The sequence below is a fragment of the Rhodococcus sp. NPDC059968 genome, assembly GCF_042738615.1.
Lineage (GTDB): Bacteria > Actinomycetota > Actinomycetes > Mycobacteriales > Mycobacteriaceae > Rhodococcus_F.
In genome coordinates, this window is sequence record NZ_JBHWUE010000001.1 from 73,489 (window position 1) to 96,453 (window position 22,965).

The window sequence follows — 22,965 nt, forward strand, 5'->3', positions numbered from 1 at the left end:
GGTTAATAAGTACTCACAGGCTCCGAAGGAGGACCTGTGGCTCGCTACATCACCATCAGCCTGGACAAGCGCGGCGTGACCTGCCGTGCCCGGCTTCTGGACGAGGACGCACCACTCACGTGCGACGCGGTGTGGGACGTGCTTCCGCAGAGCGGCGACGCGTACCACGCCAAGTACGCGCGCAACGAGGTGTACACGCTGATCCCACGGATCACCGCGGCACCGAGGCGGGAAAACCCCACCGTCACACCGATTCCCGGTGACGTGTGCCTGTTCGACTTCGAGCCGTGGGAGATCGGCAACTCCGCCTACGGGTACGAGCCCGGCTCCGAGGCGCACGCCGCGCAGGGCGCCACCGACCTCGCGATCTTCTATGGCCGCAACAATCTCCTGCTCAACGGCGACGTCGGCTGGGTGCCCGGCAACGTGTTCGCCGCCATCGAGGAGGGACTGCCGGAACTGGCGGCCGCGTGCAACGACCTCTGGATGCGCGGGGTCGAAGGCGAGACGATGAGCTTCGCGCGGGCCTGACGTCGGCGGGACCGGTCCAGAGTGTGCGGTATGGCCCTCGACGGGTGCCGGATCGTCCACCACCATCGGACGTTATGAAGCTGGACATCTATCAGATCGACGCATTCGCCGCCGGACCCTTCGAGGGCAACCCGGCGGCGGTCATGCCGCTGACCGACTGGCTGGACGATTCGGTTCTTCAGCAACTCGCCGAAGAGAACAACCTGTCCGAGACGGCGTTCTACACCGCCCGCCTTCCCGTGGACGCGGAGCCGTACGACCCGGAACACCCGGCGTATCACCTGCGATGGTTCACTCCGGCCGTCGAGGTGGACCTGTGCGGCCACGCCACCCTCGCCACCGCCGCACAGATCTTCGAGGACGTGCACCCGGGGGCCGCCCGCATCCAGTTCTGGACGCGCAGCGGCTGGCTGCACGTCGACCGTGGACCGGACGCGACGCTGGTGATGGATTTCCCGGCCGAGCGGCCGGTGCCGACCGCGGCCGATTCCCGGATCGTCGCAGCACTCGGCATTCCGGTGCGGGAGTGCCTGAAGGCCACTGACCTCGTGTTCGTTGCCGAGTCCGAACGCGACATCGCGTCGATGGCCCCCGACTTCGCCGTGATCAGCCCGCTGAAGGTGCGCGGCATCGTCGTCACCGCAACGTCGGACTCGGACGGACTCGACTTCGTGTCGCGCTGGTTCGGCGCCGCCGCCGGCGTTCGGGAAGACCCGGTGACGGGGTCCGCGCACTCGCAGATCGCGCCGTACTGGGCTGACGTCCTGGGCCGAAACAGCCTTGTCGGACGCCAACTGTCAGCGCGGGGAGGAACAGTTCACTGCGAGGTGACCGGCGACCGCGTCCACCTGTCCGGGGCGTACCGGCGATACCTCAGGGGCACCGTCGGGTTCTAGCGCTAGCTGAAGACCTCCGAATACAGCGTCTCGATCTGGCCGGCAGTGGGCACAACCGGATTGTTGCCGGGCGATCCGGACGCCAGCGCCTGCTCTGCCATCAACGGAATGAGGCCGTCCCAGGCGTCGCGGTCGATCCCGTATGCGAGCGGCGTCGGAACCTTCAGGTCGTGACACAGCGTGCTCAGGGTTTCGACGAGGAACTGCGCTGCGACGGAATCGCCCGCCGATTCCGGTGCAGCGCCGAACGCACGCGCGCAGTCGGCGTAGCGGCTCTCCGCTCCCTTCACGGAGAACGCCGTGATGGCGGGAAGCAGCATGGCATTCGACAGTCCGTGTGCGACATGGAAATGCGCACCGATCGGCCTGCTCATTCCGTGCACCAGCGCCACACTCGAGTTGGAGAACGCCATGCCGGCCTGCATGGACGCGACCATCATCGCCTCCCGCGCGGTGCGGTCTTCACCGTCCGCATACGCAGTGCCGATGTGCTTGCCGATGGTGCGGATCGCGGAGAGAGCGAGTCCGTCGGTGAACGGCTGGGCCTTCTTGCTGACGTACGCCTCGATCGCGTGAGTGAGCGCGTCGATTCCGGTGTCGGCGGTCAGCCGCGGCGGCATCGACATCGTGAGTTCGAAATCCACGATCGCGGCGATCGGCAGGAAGGAGAGCCCCGGGCACAGCATCTTCTCGTCGGACGCGCTGTCGCTGATGACCGTGAATTGCGTCGCCTCCGAGCCGCTTCCGGCGGTGGTCGGTATCGCGATGATCGGCAGTGCATTACCGGTGTATACGTGAGGTGCCTTGTACGACCGCATCTCGCCGCCGTTCGCGGACAGCACGGCCAATGCCTTCGCGGTGTCCATCGGACTACCGCCACCGAACCCGATCACCGAATCCGCATTGTGCTCGGCGACGATCCTCAGCCCTTCCTCCAGAGAATCGGTGGTGGGGTCGGGCACGGTGCCGGCGAATAGTGCCGGCTCCTTGCCCGCGGACCTGAGGAGGCTCATGATCCGATCGGCCGCGCCGGTGCCGGTCAGATAGGAGTCGGTGACGAGAACCGGCCTCTGCAGACCCAATTGGTCGACAACCGAGCCGATCTCGTCGACTGCTCCAGCCCCGATTCTGGCGAAGCGGGGGAGTGAGAGGTGTGCGGTCATGGGAGAGGTTCCTTAGTTGTTCTGGGGGAAGCCGAGGTTGAGGCCGCCGTGGCTGGGGTCGAGCCAGCGGGTGGTGACGACCTTTCCGCGGGTGAAGAAGTGCACGCCTTCGGTGCCGTGGGCGTGGCTGTCGCCGAAGAGGGAGTTCTTCCAGCCACCGAAGGAGTAGTAGGCCATCGGGACGGGGATGGGGACGTTGATGCCGACCATGCCGACCTCGACCTCGTTCTGGAATCGTCGGGCGGCGCCGCCGTCGTTGGTGAAGATGGCGGTGCCGTTGCCGAACTGGCTGGAGTTCACCAATTCCAGGGCCTCGTCGTAGGAGTCGACGCGGATCACGGACAGGACCGGTCCGAAGATTTCGTCGGTGTAGACGGACATGTCGGTGGTGACGTGGTCGATCAGGGTCGGTCCGAGCCAGAACCCGTCCGCACCGCCGTTGGCCTGCACGGTGCGGCCGTCGACGACGATGGTGGCGCCGTCGTTTTCTCCGGCGTCGATGTAGGAGGCGACCTTGTCGCGGTGCACCTTCGTCACCAGCGGGCCCATGTCGGAGTCCTTGGTGCCGTCGCCGATCTTCAAGGTGTCGGTGCGGTCCTTGATTTTGGCGACCAATTCGTCGGCGATGTCCCCGACCGCGACGAGGGCGGAGATGGCCATGCAGCGTTCGCCGGCGGAGCCGAAGCCGGCGTTGACCATGGCGTCGGCGGCGAGGTCGAGGTCGGCGTCCGGGAGGACGATGGCGTGGTTCTTCGCCCCGCCGAGGGCTTGGACGCGTTTGCCGTGGGCGGTGCCGGTGGCGTAGACGTACTGGGCGATGGGGGTGGAGCCGACGAAGCTGATGGCCTTGATGGCGGGGTTGGTGAGGAGTTCGTCGACGGCGGTCTTGTCGCCCTGGAGGACGTTGAACACCCCGGCCGGGAGGCCGGCTTCGGCCCAGAGTTCGGCCATCCAGATCGCGGCGGTCGGGTCCTTCTCGGACGGCTTCAACACCACGGTGTTGCCGGCGGCGATGGCGATGGGGAAGAACCACATCGGGACCATGGCGGGGAAGTTGAACGGGGAGATGATCCCGACCGGGCCGACGGGCTGGCGGATGGAGGAGACGTCGATGTTGGTGGAGGCGTTCTCGGTCATGCCGCCCTTGAGCAGGTGGGGCATGCCGCAGGCGAATTCGACGACTTCCTGCCCGCGGCTCACCTCACCGAGCGCGTCGGAGACGACTTTGCCGTGCTCGGAGGTGATGATCTCGGCGAGTTCGCCCTTGCGCTCGTTGAGCAGTTCCCGGAACTTGAACACGATGGAGGAACGCTTGGCGAGGGAGGTGTCGCGCCAGGCGGGGAACGCGGCGGCGGCGGCATCGATCACGGCGCGGGCGTCCTCGACGCTGGCGAGGGCGACCTGACCGGTCACGGCACCGGTCGCCGGGTTCGTCACGGGCGCGGTATCGACGCGCGTTCCGGGGTAGGACTTGTTGTTGAGCCAATGCGAGATAACGGCCATGGGGTTCACTCCTGGGAAAGGTGGGGTGCCCACGAGTCTGCTGGGCAACAATGCCTGCGTCAACGAGTAAAATGGCACTTCGGACTGCACTTTTGCACGAGGGATGTGGGCGATGTTTACGGCAGACAACATGCGTTACCTCCTGGAGTTGTCGAGAACCGGCCGCCTCGCCGATGCGGCGAAGAGGCTCGGTGTCGATCACACGACCGTCTCGCGGAGAATCACCCGACTCGAGAAAGACACGGGCACGAGACTTTTCGATCGTGGCGTGTCGGGGTGGCAGCTCACCGAGGCGGGCCGGCGACTGGTTCCCCATGCGGAGGCGGTGGAATCCGCGGTGCTCTCCGCTCTCGATGAAACGTCGTCCCTGGGTGGGCTGACGGGCACCGTCCGGATCATCACTCCTGACGGTTTCGGGTCGTTCGTGCTGGTGCCGGGGTTGGCCGCACTGCGGTCCGAGCACCCCGATCTGTTCACCGAACTCGTCACGTCGACCACCCACGACTTGTTGACCGGGCGCGACTTCGACATCGCCGTCACCCTCGAGCGTCCGTCGCCGCGGTCCATCGTGGTCCGCAAACTGGCCGACTACGACCTCCGTCTGTACGCGTCACGGGACTACCTGGACGACCACGGCCCCATCACGTCACTCGACGATCTCCGGCACCACACGCTCATCTGGTACGTCGATGCCTTCCTCGACGTCGAACCGCTGCGAATCCTCGACGCGCTGATTCCGGATTTCCAGGCGCAGATCCAGACCAACAACATCGCGGGCCACTACCAGGCCGTGAAGCACGGGGTCGGGATCGCGCCGCTGCCGAGTTACATCGGGGCGCTGGACGAGGATCTCGTGCCGGTTCTCCGCGACGACTTCATCGCGCACCGCACCTACTGGCTGGTGGTACCGCGGGAACTGACGCGACTCGCCCGGGTCAAGGCGATCACCGAGGCGCTCTACTCCATCGTCGACGGCAATCCCGAACTGCGAGGCGCAACAGGGTAACTCACCGATCCGCGGGAACGGGTCCGGCACTCTCGCGGACGACGAGCTCGGTGGGGAGTGTGATTTCCCGTCCCGCTCCGCCGCCGATGATGTCGAGCAGCAGTTGCGCGGCCTCGCGGCCCTTGTCGACGAGTGGTTGCCGGACCGTCGTGAGTCCGGCGGCCCGGGCCGCGGGAATGTCGTCGAAACCGACCACCGACAGATCCTGCGGCACCCGGAGGCCACGTTCGTGTGCGACGTCGATGGCCGCGAGGGCCAGCAGGTCGGAGGCTGCGATGACGGCGGTCACGGGGCCGGCATCGAGCAGCGTCTCGACGGCGGTGCGCGACAGTTCGTAGTCGAACCCGCCTGCTTCGACGACCACGGCGGACGACCACGGCACCTTGTGCTTGCGGCAGGCGGACGCGTAGCCGGCGAGGCGTTCCTTCATCACGTGGTCTCGTGCGGCCCTGGTGCGGGCGGCGTCGACGGGCCCGCCCTTCCCGTCGGGGACGAGCCGGTCGACGAGAAACCCGACGCGGCGGTGTCCGAGCGACAGGACGTGCTCCGCGATCTCCTTGGCAGCTTGCCGGTCCCGGATTCCGACCCGCGGCAGTCCGCCAGGATTGGGACCGTCGATCACGACTATCGGCAGCCGGCGGCTCATCGCCGTCTGCATTCCGGGGTGGCCGTCCGGCATCGCGTACGCGAGGAAGCCGTCCACCGCGCCCCGCACGAGCACGCCGGAACCCTCGGCCACCCGGGTCGACTCGAGTGGGCAGGGCAGCAGCGTCAGCGCGACCTCGGCGAGTTCACCGACCTCCGATATGCCCTTCAGCAGCTGCGAGGTGGCCGGATCGTCGAACGCGTAGCGCAACGAGTCGGTGATCATCAGCCCCAGTGCACCGACCTGCCCGGTGCGGAGATTGCGTCCCGCGGGGTTGGGACCGGCGTAGCCGAGTTCCGCGGCCACTTGGAAGATGTGGGCGCGCCGGGCTGCGGACAGCTTGTGGGGCTGGTTGTACGCGTACGAGACCGCGGCCTGCGACACGCCTGCCGCTCGGGCGACGTCGTGCATCGTGGTCACGAATGCCGATCCTCTCCGTCGCACGGTTACCGAGCCCAGCTTATCGGCCGGACCGTGCGCGTCCCCCGGGTGTCAGCTCGCTCTGGCGACAACAGCGTCATCGTCGTCCTCACACCGGTCGAGGAGAACGAGTTTGCCCATGACGTTGCGCGCCACCACCTGTTGATCGGTGACCGTCATCTGTCCCCGCCACGACCCGAGGAAGGTCCACGTCCACGACATGAGCGTGGACAGCCGGCTCCGGAACCCGACGACGTAGACGACGTGGACGGCCAGCCACAGGATCCAGGCCAGAAATCCCGCGAGTTCGATGCCCCCGACCTTCACGACCGCGCTGAATCTCGAGATCGTCGCCATCGACCCCTTGTCCCGGTACCGGAAGGGGACGCGGGCGGGTGAGGATGCGCGCCCGCCGGCATCGGCGACAATCTGCTGCGCCGCGTAGCGGCCACCCTGGATCGCGACCTGCGCCACCCCGGGGAGGCGGTCGCGGGCCATCATGTCGCCGATCACGAACACTTCGGGGTGTCCCGGCACCGTCAAATCCTCGTGGACGGCGATCCGCCCGGCGCGGTCGAGTTCGGCCCCCGACTGCTCGGCCAGCTGCCGGGCCAGCGGGCTGGCTTCCACACCCGCCGACCACACCTTGCACGCGGATTCGATGCGGACGGTCTCGCCTCGCCCGTCCTTGATCGTCACGCCGTCCGCGTCGACGTCGGTGACGGTCGCCCCGAGCCGCACCTCGACGCCGATCTTCTCGAGGCGCTCGGCGGCGGTGGACCCGAGCCGGTCGCCGAACGGCGGCAACACCGCCGACGCGGCGTCGAGCAGGACGATCCGGGCGTCACGGGTGTCGATGTTCCGGTACGCGCCGACGAGGGTTCGATGCGCCAGTTCCGCTATCTGACCGGCCATCTCCACCCCGGTGGGTCCTGCGCCGACCACCACGAACGTCAGGAGGCGGGCCCGCTCCTCGGGGTCCGTGGACAGCTCGGCACGTTCGAACGCGCCCAGGATCCGGCCACGGAGTTCGAGTGCGTCGTCGATGGTCTTCATGCCGGGGGCATGTTCGGCGAAGTGGTCGTTACCGAAATACGACTGCCGGGCTCCGGCCGAGACGATCAGACTGTCGTACTCGGTGGTGGTCGTTCCACCCCGGTGGGTCGAGGTGATCCTGCGCGCGGCCAGGTCGATGCCGGTGACGTCCCCGAGGATCACCGAGGCGTTCGACTGCTTCTTCAGCACCATCCGGGTCGACGGTGCGATCTCTCCCTCGGACAGGATTCCGGTCGCCACCTGGTACAGCAGCGGCTGGAACAGGTGGTGGCTGGTGCGGTCGACGACGAGCACGTCGACGTCGGCGCGGCGTAACGCCTTCGCGGCGAACAGGCCGCCGAATCCGGAACCGACGATCACCACGCGATGACGTGCCTCGGTGCGGGCAGGAGTATTCATCACGAGCTCTTCCCGGATCGCGCTATCGCCATCCGCACTACTGGTAGGGGTGAAGCATGCCGCCCGACACACGGGGTGTCGGGCGGCACGGTGGACACGACGCACCGGAGACTCGAATGTCGGTTCAGGACCCGGCGTGTCGCGAGATCACCTGCGGGACCGGCGACGCCGTTGTCAGCCGGCCCGGGTGCGAGTGATCAGATCTGTGAGGTAGGTGTAGCTCTTTTTCGCGGCCTCGAGGCCACCGCACTCGACGGAGAGAACGACGTCGTGGTCGGCGTCGTGCAGGGTCTTTACGATCCGTTCCCAGTCGATGACGCCGTCGCCGCAGGCGCAGCCGAGCATGCCGCGGACCTTGCCGCGCAGCCTCTTCGCGTCCTCGACACCGATGTCCTTGGCGTGCAGGTGCGTGACGCCGCCGACGATCTGGTCGAGCCACTCGTGCGGGTCGTTCTCACTGAGATAGCTGTTGCCGGTATCGAGGTTGATCGTCAGCGCCGGGCTGTCGATCAGCGTCATGATCTTCTCGAGCCGCTCCGGGGTCGCGGTGTACTCGCCGTGCGTCTCGATCGCGATCTTGATGCCGCGCGGTTCGGCCACCTTCGCCGCCTCCTGCAGCGTGTACCGCATCAGCGTGTAGTTTTCCGCCTCGGTGGTCCACGTCGGCAGCGGCCCATCGTCGACCATGATCATCGGGGACCCGACCTCGGCCGCGTAGCGGATCGACTGCTTCAGATAGTCGACGCTCACGTCCGGCTTGGCCAGCGGTGCATGACTGGACAGCGAGGAGATGGTCAGCCCGCGCGATTCGGCGGCGTCCCGCATGATGAGCGGGTCGTCGAGCATCGACCGGGTGTGGAAGTACCCGGCGGTGCTCAGCAACTCGCGGCCCCAGTAGACCATCGGCTCGACGTACTTGTAGCCGATCTCCGCGGCCTGGTCCATGGCCCAGTCGAACGACCCGTTCTCGAATCGGGCGAACTCCAGATTGAGACCGAGTTTGATCTCTCCCATGCCGGTCTCCGATCAGAATCCGCGTTGCGCGACATAGTCGTCGCGGACCTCGCCGTGGTACGCGGGAACGGTGATGTCCCACCAGCCGGTCGGGTGCATCTCGGTCCACGGCAGCTCGTGGGCGCTCATCGCCTCGATGATCACCGGGCCCGGCGTCGCGAACGCGCGCTCGATGGCGTCGGCCAGCTTCTCCGGGTCCTCGACGCGCTCGGCACTGCAGCCGAGTGACTGAGCGAACCGGGTGATGTCGGCGAAATACGGTGTCCCGTCGAGGTTCTTCCACCCGGAGATGATTTCGCGTTCTTCACCGAACAGGCTGATCTGGAGGTCCTTGATCGCTTCCCAGCCGCCGTTGTTGAGTACGACGATCACCAGCGGCACCCCGAGCATGGCGGCGGTCGCGATCTCGGTGCCGGTCTGGAGGAAGCTGCCGTCGCCGACCATCGCCAGGACCGGGGTGTCCGGGGCACCGATCTGCGCGCCGATCGCGGCAGGCACACCGAATCCGATGCCGGAGAAGCCACCGGCCACGATGTTGGTCTTCGGGCCGTAGATCGGGAACTCGTTGAACGCCTGGTTCGCGGGGTTGGACGAGTCGGTGACCAGAATGCCCTCGCGCGGAAGGGCCTTGCGGATCTCGACCATCGCCCGCGAATTGGTCATCGGCAGGTAGTCGGTGGTCCGCATCGGCCGCAGGTGTTCTTCCCACTGCGCCTTGAGGTCCTGCAGTTCGGCGAAATAGTCGGTGTCGCGGTAGTCGAGGGCAGGCCCGAGGTCGGCGAGCACGTCGCGCAGCGCGGCGAGGGACGTTTTCGCGTCACCGACGACGCCGACCTCGACCGGGTAGTTGCGGCCGATCTCGAAACCGTCGATGTCGATCTGCACGAGCTTGGTGTTCGGGATGTCGAACGTGACGCCGGGACGGTACGACGACGTGATGCGGTCGCTGAACCGGCAGCCGACCGCGAGGATCACGTCGGCTGTGCGCGTCACGCCGTTGCCGGGGATCGAACCCATGTCGCCGCACGGCCACGCGTAGAGGTCGTGGTCGGCGGGGAACGCGCCCTTGCCCTGGAACGAGTGCGTCACCGGTGCGCCGAGGTGCTCGGCGACGGCCATCAGTTCCGCGGCGGCCTCGGCGTGGATGACGCCGCCGCCGGCCACGATGACGGGACGTTTCGCACCGGCGAGCAGGCGTGCGGCCTCGGCGATCACGGCCGGGTCACCGGTTGCACGGGTGGCAGGACGGCGGGCACCGGTGTCCGGGGTGTAGTCGCCGTACTCCGCCTGCAGGTCCTGCGGGATGTCGACGAGCACGGGTCCGCGCCGACCCTCGTGCATGGTGTTGAACGCCTGGGCGAGCGCCACCGGAAGCTGTTCCAGGCGGCTGGGCTGCCACCAGCGCTTGACCACCGGCTCCACCATGCGGGGAAAGTTGTTGCCGTGCGGGCGGTCGATCTCCTGGAGCACCCCGCGGTTCTCCATGTAGGTGTGCACGGCGCCGGTGATCAGGAGCATCGGCATCGAGTCGGCGAAGGCCGTCGCGAGTCCGGTGAGGGTGTTGGTCGCGCCCGGTCCGATGGAGGTACAGATCGCGGCGATCTTGCCGGAGGCCCGGTAGTAGCCGTCGGCCATGTGGGCGGCGCCCTGTTCGTGCATGGCCGGCACCAGTTCGATCTCGTCGGCTCGGTCGACGAACGCGTCGAGGAGGGCGGTGTTGCCGTGTCCGGGGATCGCGAAGACCTTCTCGACTCCCTCGCGGATGAGGAAGTCGACGACCATCTGTCCGCCGGTGAGTTTCTGTGTTGTCATCGAAGAGGCTTTCTGGGTGTGGTGGGGGCGAAGCGTCACAGGGACGCGGACTGGGCCGGGGTGTCGTGGGAACGGGTCTTGCCGACTCGGTCGGCGATGCTCTCGGCGACGCGGAAGGCGTTGGCCGCGATGGACAGGGCAGGGTTCATCACGGGCAGGGACGGGAAGAAGGACGAGTCGACGACGTACAGGTTGTTCACGTCGTGGGTGCGGCAGTCGGCATCGAGCACGGAGGTCGCGGGGTCGGTTCCGGCCCGTACCGTGCCGGCCTGGTGGGAGTTGACCTCGATGCCGGTGCCCTGGCTGAAGACGAACGGATAGCCGATCTTCCGGAGGATCTTCCGTACCTCGCGGACGAGGACCTCGTGGGCGCGAGTGTTGTTGGGGGTCCACGCGATCTGGATGTTGCCGTCGTCGGTAAGCGTGACCCGGTTGTCCGGATCGGGCAGATCCTCGGTGAACAGCCACCAGTCCATGCTGCGGGCCGTGGCCTGGTTCAGTGCCCACTTGGGGATCAGCGGCCGTTGGCCTTTGATCATCTCGCCCTGCAACTTGCCGATGAGTTGCACGTGTCCCAGCGGGTAGGGGTGGTCTGCGGTGCCGTGCGTGTAGAAATCGTTGATGTACAACGTCTTCTGGAACTCGGACGTATTCTTCTTCAGCGGGTTGATGCCGACCATGATGGAGTTGTTGTGCACCATGTAGTTTCGCCCGACCATGCCGGAGGAGTTGGCGAGACCGTCCGGGTGTGCGGCGTTCGCGGACCGGAGCAGCAGCGCCGCGGAGTTGACGGCGCCACAGGACACCACCACGGTGCGTGCGTCGACGACGAGTTCGGTACCGCGGTGCCGGATTTGCACGCCGGTGGCCTGTTGCCCGCTCTCGTCGGTGAGTACGCGCTCGGCGTACGCGTTGGTCAGCAGTTCCACCGAGCCGGACGCGATGGCCGGCCGGACGCAGCGCACATCCGCGTCCGACTTCGCCAGCAACCGGCAGGGGAACCCGTCGCAGGTCTGACATCGAATACATCCGCCACCGTCCCGCAGGTCGATGCCCAGTGGGATGTTCGACGGCGTGTACCCGAGACGCCGCAGTGCGTCTGCCGCCTCCTGCACCGGTGGCTCGTGTCCGATCGCCGGGTAGGGGAAGGGTTCGTCGCGGGGGAGCGTCGGGTCGTCGGTGGGATCGCCGTGGACTCGGTACACCTGTTCTGCCCGTGCGTAATACGGCGCGAAGTCGTCGTACGAGAAGGGCCACTCGGGAGATTCGCCGGCCTCGTGTTGCGTCGACTGGAAATCTTCACGCCGGAACCGCACCAGCGACGAACCGTACAGCTTCGTGTTACCGCCGACGTAGTAGTACGTGCCGGGGCTGAACGGTGTGCCCTCGGTGTCGTACCACTGCTCGGCATTCGCGTACCGGTGTCCCTCGAAAACTTCCTGCGGGTCCCAGTTCTGCTTTTCCTGCGGCAGGAAGTCGCCGCGCTCGATCAGAAGCACATCGACTCCCGAGTCCGCGAGCGCGTAGGCGAGCGTCCCGCCGCCCATTCCGCTGCCGACGATGACGACGTCGTAGCTGTGTTTGCTCGGGCCTGTGGGCTCCCCCACGGATGCGTCTCTCATGGGTCCTGCTCCTCGGTCGTAGGGAGTGGTGTCACGGTTCTGCCGGGCGGGTCGACGCGAACCGGCAGTCGGTGAATTGGTTATACGTATAACTAAAGGTTAGCGGCAGTGTGCTGGATGTCAACCCCGCACGAGCAACTCATCCCGGCTGAGGATGAGTTGCTCGCGCCGTCAGGGCACGAGTGGTCGAGTGAGGTTTTCCGGCCGCAGCACGTCGTCGAGTTGCTCGCGACTGAGCAGGCCCCGCTCGAGCACGAGCGCGGCGACGGTGCGCCCGGTCGCGAGTGCGTCGGCAGCGATCGCGGTGGCCGCGGTGTACCCGATGTGCGGGTTGAGGGCCGTGACCACGCCGATCGATGCGTCCACCATGTTCTTCAGGTGGTCGATGTTCGCGCCGATGCCGACCACGCATCGCTCCCGCAGGACGGTGCAACCGCGAGTGAGCAGTTCGATCGTCTCGAACAGGCTGTGCGCGATCACCGGCTCGAAGGCATTGAGCTGAAGCTGCCCACCCTCGGCCGCCATCGTCACGGTCAGGTCGTTGCCGACCACCCGGAAGGCGATCTGGTTCACCACCTCCGGGATCACCGGGTTCACCTTGCCCGGCATGATCGACGACCCCGCCTGCACGGGCGGCAACGTGATCTCACCGAAGCCGGCGCGCGGACCCGACGACAGGAGCCGAAGATCGTTGCAGATCTTGGACAGCTTCACCGCGGTGCGCTTGAGCACCCCGGACAGCTGGACGAACGCCCCGACGTCCTGGGTGGCTTCGATCAGGTCGGACGCCGTCGTCACCTCGATCCCGGTGATCGCGGCAAGATGCTCGCGCACCCGCCACGCGTACTCGTGGTGCGCATTGAGGCCGGTCCCGATCGCTGTTCCGCCCAGATTGATCTCGGAGATGAGCGTCGCCGCCTCCCCGAGTCGCTGAGAATCCTCGTCGATCATGAGAGCGAACGTCGCGATCTCCTGCCCCAGGGTCATCGGAACCGCATCCTGCAACTGGGTGCGGCCGACCTTGAGGACGTCGGAGAACTCCGTCGACTTCACCGCGAACGCCGCCGCCAAGTCGTGCATGGCTGCCCGTAGCCTGGTCAGGGCGGTTTGCAGGCCGGCCTTGATCGCGGTGGGGTAGACGTCGTTCGTGCTCTGGCTCATGTTTACGTGCTCGAGCGGATGGAGATACTCGTAGCGGCCGCGCCGGTGGCCGAGCAATTCCAGCGCCCGGTTGGCCACCACCTCGTTCGCGTTCATGTTCGTCGACGTGCCGGCACCACCCTGGATGACGTCCACGACGAACTGGTCGCGCAGGGCGCCGGCCCGGATCTCCTCGCAGGCCGCCACGATGGCGTCCGCTTCGCGCCGCGGCAGCAGGCCGAGGCCGGCGTTGGTCTGCGCCGCCGCCTGCTTGACGGACGCCAGCGCCGACACGAGGTCGGGATGGCTGGCCAGCGGAATGCCGGTGATCGGGAAGTTCTCCGTCGCCCGCAGCGTGTGGATGCCGTAGTAGGCGTCGTCGGGGACCTCGCGGTCGCCGAGGAGGTCGTGCTCGATGCGGGTCATCGTTCGGACGTCACCCGGGTCGGGACGTTGCCCCACGGGAGCGGGGCGTTGCCGAACTTGGCGGCGCGAAGGTCGCCGGAGCGGGCGTGCCCCTCGAACTTCTCCAGACGCGACAGGCGACCGCACACCTCGCCGAGCTTCGCGCTGCTGCCGAGGTCGCGCACCTCCTGGTAGGTGAGCGTCTTGAGGAACTTGCCCACCCACAGACCGCCCGTGTAGCGGGCCGCACCGAGCGTCGGGAGAACGTGGTTGGTGCCGATCAGCTTGTCGCCGTAAGGAACACACGTGCCTTCGCCGAGGAACAGGGCGCCGTAGTTCCGCATGGAGGTCAGGGCCCGACGGGGGTCCTCGGTGAGGATCTGGACGTGTTCCGACGCGAAGACGTCGGCAAGTCGGTACGCCTCGTCGAGGGTGTCGACCACGTGTATCTGGCCGTGATCACGCCACGCGGGGCCGGCGATCGCGTTGGTGACCAGGCCGGGGAGCAGGGCGTCGATATGATCGATCACCGCTCGGCCCACGGACTCCGACGTGGTGATCAGCACGCACGGCGAATCGGGGCCGTGCTCGGCCTGGCTCAGCAGGTCGACGGCGATGGTGAACGGGTCGGCCAGGTCGTCGGCGACGATGAGCGTTTCGGTCGGTCCGGCGAAGAGATCGATCCCGACCTCGCCGAACAGCTGGCGCTTCGCCTCGGCCACGTAGGCGTTGCCGGGGCCGGTGAGGATGGATACCGGGTCGATGGTTTCGGTGCCCAGCGCGAGTGCGGCTACGGCCTGCACTCCGCCGAGGACGAAGATCTCGTCGGCGCCGGCGAGGTGCATCGCCGCGACGCTGATCTGTGGCGGCTCCCCGGCATTCGGAGGCGTCGTCGCGGCCACGCGTTCGACACCCGCGACCTTCGCGGTGAGGACCGTCATGTGCGCGGACGCGGTCAGTGGGTAGCGCCCGCCGGGGACGTAGGCGGCAGCCGCGTCGATCGGGACGTTGCGGTGCCCGAGGAACACGCCCGGCAGGGTCTCGACCTCGAGGTCCTGGATGGAGTCCCGCTGCGCCTGGGCGAAGTCGCGAATCTGGCGCTGCGCGAATCGCAGATCGTCGAGGACGGTCTCGGGAACGGACTTCACGATCTCCGCGACCCGGTCCTCGCTCAGCCGGAACGATTCGGGGGACCAGCCGTCGAACTTCTCGGAGTACTTCCGGACGGCCTCGTCGCCGTTCGCGCGGACATCGGCGATGACGGCGGCGACGGTGTCGACCACGGCGGGGTTGCTCGCCCGCTGCGCTGGTTCACCGACGGCGGCCTTGAGAACGAATGACATGGGATGCTTCCTTCGGATGAGCGAGGGGCTGGATCTGTTGTCACTCAGCATCGCGGTGCCGCACGTGTTTCCGACAGTTGCATTGTGGGAACTGTTTGCGTCGGTTCATGCACGTTCTGTGTACCATTGAGCATGGTCTTCACCGTCGCCGACGCTCTCGACATCGATCTCCTGAAAGACGCGGGAGCCCGTGTCCTGACCGGATCCGGCAGCCTCGACCGTGAGGTCCGCTGGGTGCATTCGTCGGAGATCTCGGATATCGCCCGCTTCCTCCGGGGTGGAGAATTACTCCTGACCGCCGGGCTCGGAATGGGCAGCACGGGCGCCCTTCAACAGGTGTTCGTGCGCGCAGCCGCTCATGCCGGGGCCGCCGCTCTCGTCATCGAGGAGTCGGGACGGATGTTCGACCGCGTACCGGATGCAGTAGTCGCCGAAGGGCAGGCCTGCGGCCTGCCGATCATCGCCCTTGCCCGCGAGGTGTCGTTCGCCGGTGTCTCGTCGCAGGTCCACGAGATCCTGACCGACAAGCGCCTGCAGGCCCTCACCTACGAACGGGAAGTCGAGTCCACGTTCTCGAACCTGCTCCTGGACGGCGCCGACTATCTCTCGATCGTGCAGACGCTGGCCGAACTCACCGACGGCACGGTGGTACTCGAGAACATCGCGCATCGCGTGATGGCGTACGTCGGCGAGTTCGACGAAGAGGCCGGCATCGAGGACTGGGACCGGCACGCGCGGGGCCTCCACAGCGACGACAGTGGATGCGTCCGCAGGCCGGTGCTGATGCGCGGTCAGCCGTGGGGCTGGATTCACGTCTTCACCGACCGGCCCGCGACCGAACGGTCCACCGCGGCTTTCGCGACCGAGCGCGCTGCCGCGTCCGTCGCGATCTCATTGCTGACCGACCGGAGCCGGGAAGCGAGGGACGATCAGCGGAGCACGGCACTGATCACGCGACTGCTGATCGGCGATCTCTCCGGGGCCGAATTCGTCGACCAGGCAGGCAGACTCGGGTACCAGCTGGGGTCGGGGCAGATCGTCGTCGTCATCGCGAACAAGGATGCCCGCGACGAGTCGCCCGGTCCGCGCGCCGGCCGTCAGATCGACACGGGTGCGATCAGCGCCGACATGGGCGACTACGTCGTGGCCGTGGCGGCGGAGTCCGGCCGGACCCGCGCCGAGCTCGCGGGCCTGCTCGGGACGATGGAGCACGGCGGCGGCATGAGCCGCGCGGTGCCCGCGTCGATGCTGCAGGTCGCGGTCACGCAGGCGAAAAGTGCTGCCGCGGTGTCGCGTTCCCTGCCTGCCTCACCCATGCTGCATTTCGACGATCTCGGCGTCGAACGTCTGCTCGTGACGTTGGCGCAGGGGCCCGAGCTCGCCAGCTTCGTCGAGGACGAGCTCGGCCCACTGCTCACGAAGGATGCGCAGTCCACGACCCCGCTGTTGCCGACACTGCGAGCATTCCTCGCCGTCGACGGCCGCAAGACCGAAGCGGCGGAGAAACTCTTCATCCAGCGCCGGACCTTGTACAACCGGCTCGACCGCATCGCCGCGATCCTGGGCAAATCCCTCGATGACGCCGCCACCCGGCAAAGCCTGCTGCTGGCGGTGAAGGGGCTGGATCTGCTCGAGGGGTCGTCAATCGTGGCGCGGCGGAGCGGGCGACCATGATGGCGGAGCGGGCGACCATGATGGCGGAGCGGGCGACGATGACACGGTCAGTGCCGTCTTCTCATTCTGTGCAGTTCGCGCGCAGGAGGTACACGGTCTGTACCTGTTGTGCGGCGCGTCACCTTCGTAGTGTTTTCCCCAAGATTCCGGCCATCCAGTCGGCGTTGATCGAAAGTTCACGCACTCGCTTCTCGCTGAACGGACGCCTACCCCCGTAGGCGCCCGCGGCGGTCCGAGACCTACCGCAAGGACGAAATCATGGCAACACATGGAGCAGGCACCGCTCCCGTGCTCGACCATACACGCGTGCGTAAGGCGCGAATCGCGACATTCTTCGGCTTCTTCCAGCTGGGCGCCGTGATGTTGATGTGGTCGACGAGCACCACCTCGTTGCGTAGTCACCTCGGATGGGAAGGCGACGGCGGCGACTCCCAGTTCGGCCTCCTCGCGCTGTCGATCGGCATCGGCGCCGCCGTCGGTTGCTTCGCCATCGGCCCCTTCATCGATCGGTACGGTCCGAGAAACACGGCCATGCCCACGATGGTCGTCTACCCCCTCTGTTACATCCCCCTCGCCTTCCTCGACGGACTGGTCGGAGCGATGGTGATCGGCGTGCTCATCGGACTGCTCCGCGGCGCCTTCGACACGGCGTTCAACACCCACGGTGTGCAGGTCGAGCGGTACTACGGGCGACCCATCATGTCCGCGTTCCACGCCGCCTACCCGGCGGGTGGCTTCGTTCTCGGCCTCGTCGGCAGCGCTCTGGCGCGGCACTTCACCGACAGTCCGGCCGTCGCCTACATCTCGATCGGCGTGGTCCTGTCGGTACTCGGTGTCGTCTTCGGTAAATGGCTTCTCTCCCTCGACGAGTTGCTGCCTCCGGAACGGGACGAGATTCCGGGCGCCGCCGACCCCGCGCACCCGGGGAAGCGTTCGGCCACCACGGCGACGCTCCTCGTGATGATCGGATTCGGTGTGCTCCTGCTCGGATCGATGTTGAGCGAGGGCGCGGTCCTGGACTGGGGTCAGGAATTCGTTCGCCGCGCGGTCGGCACCACGGCGGGCCTGGCAGCGACGGCCGTCACCCTCTACTCGGGAGCGCAGTTCGTCGGCCGGTTGTTCGGCGACAAGCTGGCCGAGTACTTCGGTGCTCGACTGATCGTCGGTGCGAGCGGTGTCATCGGTGCCGCCGGTGCGCTTCTCGCGATGCTGGGTGGATCGGCGCCGCTCGCCCTCACCGGCTTCGTGTTGCTCGGACTCGGCCTGGCGTGCATGGCGCCGCTCATGTTGTCGGCGGCCGGGCGACGCGATCCCGAGAACGCGGGACGGAACATCGGTCTGGTCAACGCAATCGGCTACGTGGGCATGCTCGTCGGGCCGGCCGCGATCACCGTCGTCGTCGACAACCTCGGTATCGAATGGATGCCCCTACTGCCGGTCATCCTTCTCGTGCTGATCGCGATCGGCGGTCCCGCGCTGATGCGCCTGGTGCCGCGCTACCACAAGCCGGCGTCGGAGACGAGCAGACACGAGGTCGCGACCGGATAGGTCCTCCGGCGCTTTCGGTTCCTGCGGTCCGGTACCTCTCCCGAGGTGCCGGACCGCTTTGGTGTCACTATCCGGTGATACGATTAACCATTTCCCGACGCGAACAGGAGACAGCTGTGCCTACCGAGAGTCCGCCGTTGAAGCGCGGTGAGTGTGGCTGGAAAACAGCAACTTTCGCGATCTTCGTCGGGACGGGGATTACCTATGCGTCCTGGGTGACCCGCACGCCGGCCATTCGCTCGTCCCTCGGAGTCGGCACGGGCGACATGGGCCTGATCATTCTCGGTCTGTCGATCGGATCGATGGCGGGGCTGTTGCTCGCCGGTCCCGTCGTCGCCCGGGTCGGCGCCCGTCACGTCATCACGGCCGCGGCGGCCGTCGCCAGCCTCGGCCTGTTCACGGTGGGGCTCGGTTCGGGTGTCGCGATCGCGGCTCTGGTCGCTCTGGGACTCGCGTTCACCGGTGCGGGGTTCGGCATGTGCGAGGTGGCGCTCAATGTCGAGGGCGCAGCGATCGAGAAGCGCATGGGACGCAGCTTTCTGCCGTTACTACACGGCGCATTCAGTCTCGGAACGCTCGCCGGCGCCGGCCTCGGGGCGATCGCCGAACTGCTCGACGTTCCGGTACCCCTGCACCTCGGGGTGCTTGCCGTCGTGGTCCTCGTGTCGAGCGGGAGCGTGGTGGCCCTGCTACCTCCGGCCACCGGACGAGAGGTCGGGCGCACGCGCCGTCGGTCCGGCACGTCCAGCGGTCTGGCCATATGGCGGGACACCCGGATCGTTCTCCTCGGCCTGATCGCTCTCGGCATGGCGTTCGCGGAAGGAAGTGCCAACGATTGGCTGCCACTGGGAATCGTCGACGGATACGGCGTCGGGTCGGCCACCGGCGCCGCGTTCTACGTCGTGTTCGTGGCCGCGATGACGGCGGGCCGCCTGCTCGGTGGGCGCGTCGTCGACAGGTACGGCCGCTCTGCGACCGTCCGCTGGTCCGCGGCGCTCGCGGTGGCGGGGATCCTGATCGTGATCCTGGCGGGGAACCTGGTACTCGCCGCACTGGGGTGCGCGTTGTGGGGTGTCGGGGTGGCCCTCGGTTTTCCGCTGGCACTGTCCGCGGCGGCCGACTCGGGGGCCGACGCCGCGCGACGCGTCAGCGCGGTATCGACGCTCGGGTACATGGCGTTTCTGGTCGGGCCGCCGCTCCTCGGGTTGCTCGGGGAGCAGTTCGGACTCCTGCAGGCCTTCTACATCGTCCTCGCCGGCGCCGTCCTCGCCGGGCTGGTGGCGAATGCTGCCGGCGAAACCCGAGAGACCGAGGACCATCCGCTCGCCGCGGAACAGATCAGCTGGAAATGAACACGTGATCGCCCGGCCTCCGAGAGCGAGGCCGGGCGATCACGTGTTCCGATCACATCACACTGCGGCAGAAGCGATGTGGGGTGCGACTCGCAACGCGTTGGCCGCGATGGTCAGCGCGGGGTTGAGCGCCGCCGACGACGGGAAGAACGAACCGTCCACGACCCACAGGTTGTCGACGTCGTGACTGCGACAGTTCGGGTCGAGGACACTCGCCGCCGGATCGGTACCCGCGACCGCGGTTCCGCACATGTGCGAGTTCGTCGCGATCCCCATCCGCTCGGTGAGGATGATCGGATACCCCGCCTTGCGGACCGCCGCGGAGACGCGGCGAACCAGTTCACTGTGCGGTGCAGTGTTGTTGGGAGTCCAGTCGACGACGATCCGGTCGCCGTCGATCCGGACCCGGTTGTTCCGCGTCGGCAGATCCTCGGTGGTGAGGTAGATGTCGAGGCTGCGATCCACCACCGCCTTCAGCGCCCACATCGGAGCCCAGGGCCGTGCCCCCTTCACGTGCGCGGCCTGCAGTTTGCCGAGCATCTGCAGATTGCCGAGCGGGTACTCGTTGTTCGGGCCCGCGACGTACCAGTCGTTGATTCCCAGGGTCTTCTGCCACGCAGTCGTGTTCGTGCGGAAGGGGTTGACGCCCATGAAGAACGTGCTGTTGTGCACCATGTAATTCCGGCCCAGCAGCCCCGACGAGTTGCCGAGGCCGTCCGGATTCCGCTCGTCGGCCGATCGGAGCAGCAGTGTCGCGGTGTTGACCGCGCCCGCCGAGACCACGAACTGATTGGCCGTGATTCGGATCGTGCGACCACGGAAATCGGCCTCCGCGGCGACGATTCGCGTTCCCTTCGCGTCGGTGAGCAGACGCGTCACCTTCGCCTCGGTGAGCAGGCGCACCCGCTCCGACTCGAGCGCGGGACGCAAGGCCCGGTTCTCCGCCTCACTCTTGTGATCGGTCTGCGACGGGGTGCCGTCCGACGCCGTCGACTGCCGTCGACGCTCCTGTGTGGTCAGGTTCATGCCGTTCGGTGTGTGGAACGGGTGCAGGCCCTGCTGACGAAGGGACGATGCGAAACGCTCGATCGTCGGCTCGTGCGGCAGCGGTGGCAACGGGTACGGAGACGACCGCGGCGGTTCCGTCGGATCCTCGCCGTCGCTACCGTGCACCTGGTAGAGACGCTCCGCCTCGGCGTAAAACGGTTCGAGATCGGCGTAGCTGAACGGCCACTTCGGTGAGATGCCGTCGCAGTGCTGCGTCTCCTCGAAATCCGTGACGCGGAAGCGGGGGAGGCTGCCGCCGTAGAACTTGGTGTTGCCTCCCACCCAGTAGTACACGCCGGGCTGGAACGGCTCACCGTTGCTGCCGTCGAACCACGGTTCCGCGGTCTTGTACCGGCCCTCGAGGAACATTTCAGCGGCCTGCGAGTTCTCCACCTCGCGGGGGAGGAACCGCCCGCGCTCGACGACCAGGACGTCGACGTCCCGATCGCGGAGCGCCCACGCCAGCGTCGAACCACCCATCCCGGATCCGACGACCACGACATCGGCCGTGACCGTGTCGGAGTCGCCCACGTCGACCACCGCGCCCTCGCGCAGAGGTGAATACGCGTCGATCTGATCGTGTCCCGACGTTCTCACAGGTGCTGTTCCTTTGCTCGCGTCGCCCAGTACTCGTCCTGGCGCTCGTCCTCGATGTAGGCGGGAACCGGGAAGTCCCACCAGCCGGGAACCCACGGTCCGGCCGCGTCGCGATCGGTCGGGATCTCGATCAGCGCAGGAGCTTTCGAGTCGAAGGCCTTCCGGTAGGTGCTCTCGAGGTCGGCCGGGTCGTCCACCCGGAACGACTCGAGGCCGAAGGACTGGCCGAGCGCCTTGAAGTCGGGGCTGTACGGGGTGCCGTCGGGGCGGTTGAACTCGGTGCCGATGTGCCGGCTGGTCTGCTTGCGCTGGCCACCGCGGATGGACATGAAGCCGGCGTTGTCCTGGACCACGAAGACCACCGGAATGTCGTGCTGCACGCAGACACCGATCTCCTGCGACGTCATGAGGAAGTCGCCGTCACCGAGCACACACGCCACCTGCCGGTCGGGGGCGGCGAGCTTGGCGCCGATGGCGGCGGGCACGGCCCAGCCCATGGACGAGAATCCGCCGGACGTCAGGTGGGTGCGCGGGTGATACACCGGGAACGTCTGCTTCACGGCGCCCTGGGTGTTGCCGGAGCCGGCGACGATGATGCCGTCCCGTTCCATCACCGACCGCAGGCCGCCGAGGGGGCGCTGGGAGGTGAACGGGAACCGGTCGGAATCGCGACGGCCTGCGAGCTTGGTCTCCCACTCCGCCTTCAGCTGCTCGAGTTCGGCAAGGTATTCGGACCGGTCGGCGCTGCTGCGGGGGAGGGAGGCGACGATCGCGGCGACGGTCGGCTTGGCGTCGGCGACGATGCCGACCTCCGCCGGGTAGTTCTTGCCGATCTCGTGCGGATCGATGTCGATGTGGATGAGCTTGGCCGGCGGGATCGAGAACGTGACTCCCTGCGCGTAGCTGGAGGAGGACCAGTCGGTGAACCGGCATCCGATGGAGATCACCACGTCGGCGCGGGACGCGACGGCGTTGCCCACGATCGTTCCGGTCTGGCCGACGCTGCCTGCGAACAGTGCGTGGTCCTCGGGGAACGCGCCCTTGCCGTTCCACGTGGTGACCACGGGGATCTGCCACGCCTCGGCGAGGGCGAGCACTTCGTCGGCCGAGTCGGACGTGATGGCGCCGCCGCCGACGACGATCACCGGGCGGCGTGAGTCACGGAGCACGTCGACGGCCTTGTCGATCGCCAGCGGGTCGGGCTGCTGGAGCCCGACCGGCAGCCGTCGTGCGAGGTCGTGGAGGGAGACGTCGGCGGCCTCGGCCTGCACGTCCATCGGGACCTCGATGTGCGCAGGCCCCGGGCGACCGGTCAGCATGGTGCTGAATGCGCGGTGCATGATGAACGGCAGTTCCTCCACGCGGGTGGCGACCCAGCTGCGCTTCGACACTGCGTCGGTGACCTGCGGAAAGCCGTTGTCGGTGTGCCGCTCGAGTTCCTGGAGCAGGCCGCGCCCGCGCATGTGGGTGGGCGGTCCGCCGGTGATGCACAGCAGACTCGTCGAGTCGCTGTATGCGGTCGCGAGTCCGAGCACGGTGTTCGCCGCACCGGCCCCGATCGACGCCACCGCGGCCATCGGCTTGCCGGACACCCGGTAGTACCCGTCCGCGAGGTGTGTGGCGCTCTGCTCGTGGTAGACCTGGATGAACGGGATCTCGGACCCCTTCTCCAGGAACGCATCGGTGAGCGACCAGATGCCGTGGCCGGGAATGCCGGTGACGTACTCGACGCCGTACTGCTTCAGGACCTGGGCGACCACCTGCCCGCCGGTCAATTTCGCCATGATCGTG

16 protein-coding genes and 1 pseudogene are annotated in these 22,965 nt (G+C 67.2%); 6 read left to right on the plus strand and 11 right to left on the minus strand.

Annotation, left to right across the window (positions count from 1 at the left end):
* The first annotated feature begins 36 nt into the window (after positions 1-36).
* Both ACFWAY_RS00365 and ACFWAY_RS00370 read left to right on the plus strand, forming a co-directional pair.
* Positions 37-531 carry a DUF3830 family protein gene (locus ACFWAY_RS00365; protein ID WP_005244798.1) on the plus strand — a complete coding sequence of 165 codons (495 nt, stop codon included), beginning with the start codon at positions 37-39 and terminating at the stop codon, positions 529-531.
* Positions 532-605: 74 nt separating this feature from the next.
* Positions 606-1,427, plus strand: coding sequence for a PhzF family phenazine biosynthesis protein (locus ACFWAY_RS00370; RefSeq protein WP_378509491.1), 822 nt, complete (start codon positions 606-608; stop codon positions 1,425-1,427).
* 2 nt (positions 1,428-1,429) lie between these two features.
* Here the strand turns inward: ACFWAY_RS00370 and ACFWAY_RS00375 are convergent, their stop codons facing one another.
* Together ACFWAY_RS00375 and ACFWAY_RS00380 are read right to left on the minus strand one after the other, a co-directional pair.
* Positions 1,430-2,590: an iron-containing alcohol dehydrogenase gene (locus ACFWAY_RS00375; RefSeq protein ID WP_378456980.1), complete on the minus strand. Its 1,161-nt coding sequence runs from the start codon at positions 2,588-2,590 to the stop codon at positions 1,430-1,432.
* A gap of 12 nt (positions 2,591-2,602) precedes the next feature.
* Positions 2,603-4,093, minus strand: coding sequence for a CoA-acylating methylmalonate-semialdehyde dehydrogenase (locus tag ACFWAY_RS00380; RefSeq protein ID WP_378509492.1), 1,491 nt, complete (start codon positions 4,091-4,093; stop codon positions 2,603-2,605).
* A gap of 112 nt (positions 4,094-4,205) precedes the next feature.
* Here ACFWAY_RS00380 and ACFWAY_RS00385 point away from each other — a divergent pair, with 112 nt between their 5' ends.
* Positions 4,206-5,099, plus strand: a complete 894-nt coding sequence (locus ACFWAY_RS00385) for a LysR family transcriptional regulator (RefSeq protein WP_378509493.1) — start codon at positions 4,206-4,208, stop codon at positions 5,097-5,099.
* Position 5,100: 1 nt separating this feature from the next.
* Here the strand turns inward: ACFWAY_RS00385 and ACFWAY_RS00390 are convergent, their stop codons facing one another.
* The 7 genes from ACFWAY_RS00390 to hisD form a co-directional block, all read right to left on the minus strand.
* Positions 5,101-6,165 carry a LacI family DNA-binding transcriptional regulator gene (locus ACFWAY_RS00390; RefSeq protein ID WP_378456983.1) on the minus strand — a complete coding sequence of 355 codons (1,065 nt, stop codon included), beginning with the start codon at positions 6,163-6,165 and terminating at the stop codon, positions 5,101-5,103.
* A 72-nt stretch (positions 6,166-6,237) separates the two neighbouring features.
* Entirely contained in the window at positions 6,238-7,620 is a 1,383-nt protein-coding gene (locus tag ACFWAY_RS00395) for an NAD(P)/FAD-dependent oxidoreductase (protein ID WP_378456984.1), read from the minus strand.
* Positions 7,621-7,794: 174 nt separating this feature from the next.
* Positions 7,795-8,634, minus strand: coding sequence for a sugar phosphate isomerase/epimerase family protein (locus ACFWAY_RS00400; protein ID WP_378456985.1), 840 nt, complete (start codon positions 8,632-8,634; stop codon positions 7,795-7,797).
* Positions 8,635-8,646: 12 nt separating this feature from the next.
* Positions 8,647-10,446 (minus strand): thiamine pyrophosphate-binding protein, encoded by a 1,800-nt coding sequence (locus ACFWAY_RS00405; RefSeq protein WP_378509494.1) that lies wholly within the window; start codon positions 10,444-10,446, stop codon positions 8,647-8,649.
* Positions 10,447-10,481: 35 nt separating this feature from the next.
* On the minus strand, positions 10,482-12,068 hold the full coding sequence (locus ACFWAY_RS00410) for a GMC family oxidoreductase (RefSeq protein ID WP_378509495.1): 1,587 nt from the start codon (positions 12,066-12,068) through the stop codon (positions 10,482-10,484).
* A 171-nt stretch (positions 12,069-12,239) separates the two neighbouring features.
* Positions 12,240-13,634 (minus strand): aspartate ammonia-lyase, encoded by a 1,395-nt coding sequence (locus ACFWAY_RS00415; RefSeq protein WP_378509496.1) that lies wholly within the window; start codon positions 13,632-13,634, stop codon positions 12,240-12,242.
* On the minus strand, positions 13,631-14,956 hold the full coding sequence (hisD, locus tag ACFWAY_RS00420; RefSeq protein ID WP_378509497.1) for a histidinol dehydrogenase: 1,326 nt from the start codon (positions 14,954-14,956) through the stop codon (positions 13,631-13,633). The genes ACFWAY_RS00415 and hisD overlap by 4 nt, the downstream gene beginning before the upstream one ends.
* Positions 14,957-15,088: 132 nt before the next feature.
* Here hisD and ACFWAY_RS00425 point away from each other — a divergent pair, with 132 nt between their 5' ends.
* The 3 genes and pseudogenes from ACFWAY_RS00425 (at position 15,089) to ACFWAY_RS00435 (ending at position 19,530) form a co-directional block, all read left to right on the plus strand.
* Positions 15,089-16,630: a PucR family transcriptional regulator gene (locus ACFWAY_RS00425; RefSeq protein WP_378456990.1), complete on the plus strand. Its 1,542-nt coding sequence runs from the start codon at positions 15,089-15,091 to the stop codon at positions 16,628-16,630.
* Positions 16,631-16,861: 231 nt separating this feature from the next.
* Positions 16,862-18,178, plus strand: a pseudogene (locus ACFWAY_RS00430) (MFS transporter); the annotation flags it as partial.
* Between the two features lie 116 nt (positions 18,179-18,294).
* A complete protein-coding gene (locus ACFWAY_RS00435; RefSeq protein ID WP_378509498.1) occupies positions 18,295-19,530 on the plus strand; it encodes an MFS transporter in 1,236 nt (411 codons plus the stop codon).
* Positions 19,531-19,587: 57 nt separating this feature from the next.
* Here ACFWAY_RS00435 and ACFWAY_RS00440 read toward each other — a convergent pair whose 3' ends face one another.
* Positions 19,588-21,174 carry a GMC oxidoreductase gene (locus ACFWAY_RS00440; protein ID WP_378509499.1) on the minus strand — a complete coding sequence of 529 codons (1,587 nt, stop codon included), beginning with the start codon at positions 21,172-21,174 and terminating at the stop codon, positions 19,588-19,590.
* A complete protein-coding gene (locus ACFWAY_RS00445; protein ID WP_283334878.1) occupies positions 21,171-22,958 on the minus strand; it encodes a thiamine pyrophosphate-binding protein in 1,788 nt (595 codons plus the stop codon). The genes ACFWAY_RS00440 and ACFWAY_RS00445 overlap by 4 nt, the downstream gene beginning before the upstream one ends.
* Between the last annotated feature and the right edge of the window lie 7 nt (positions 22,959-22,965).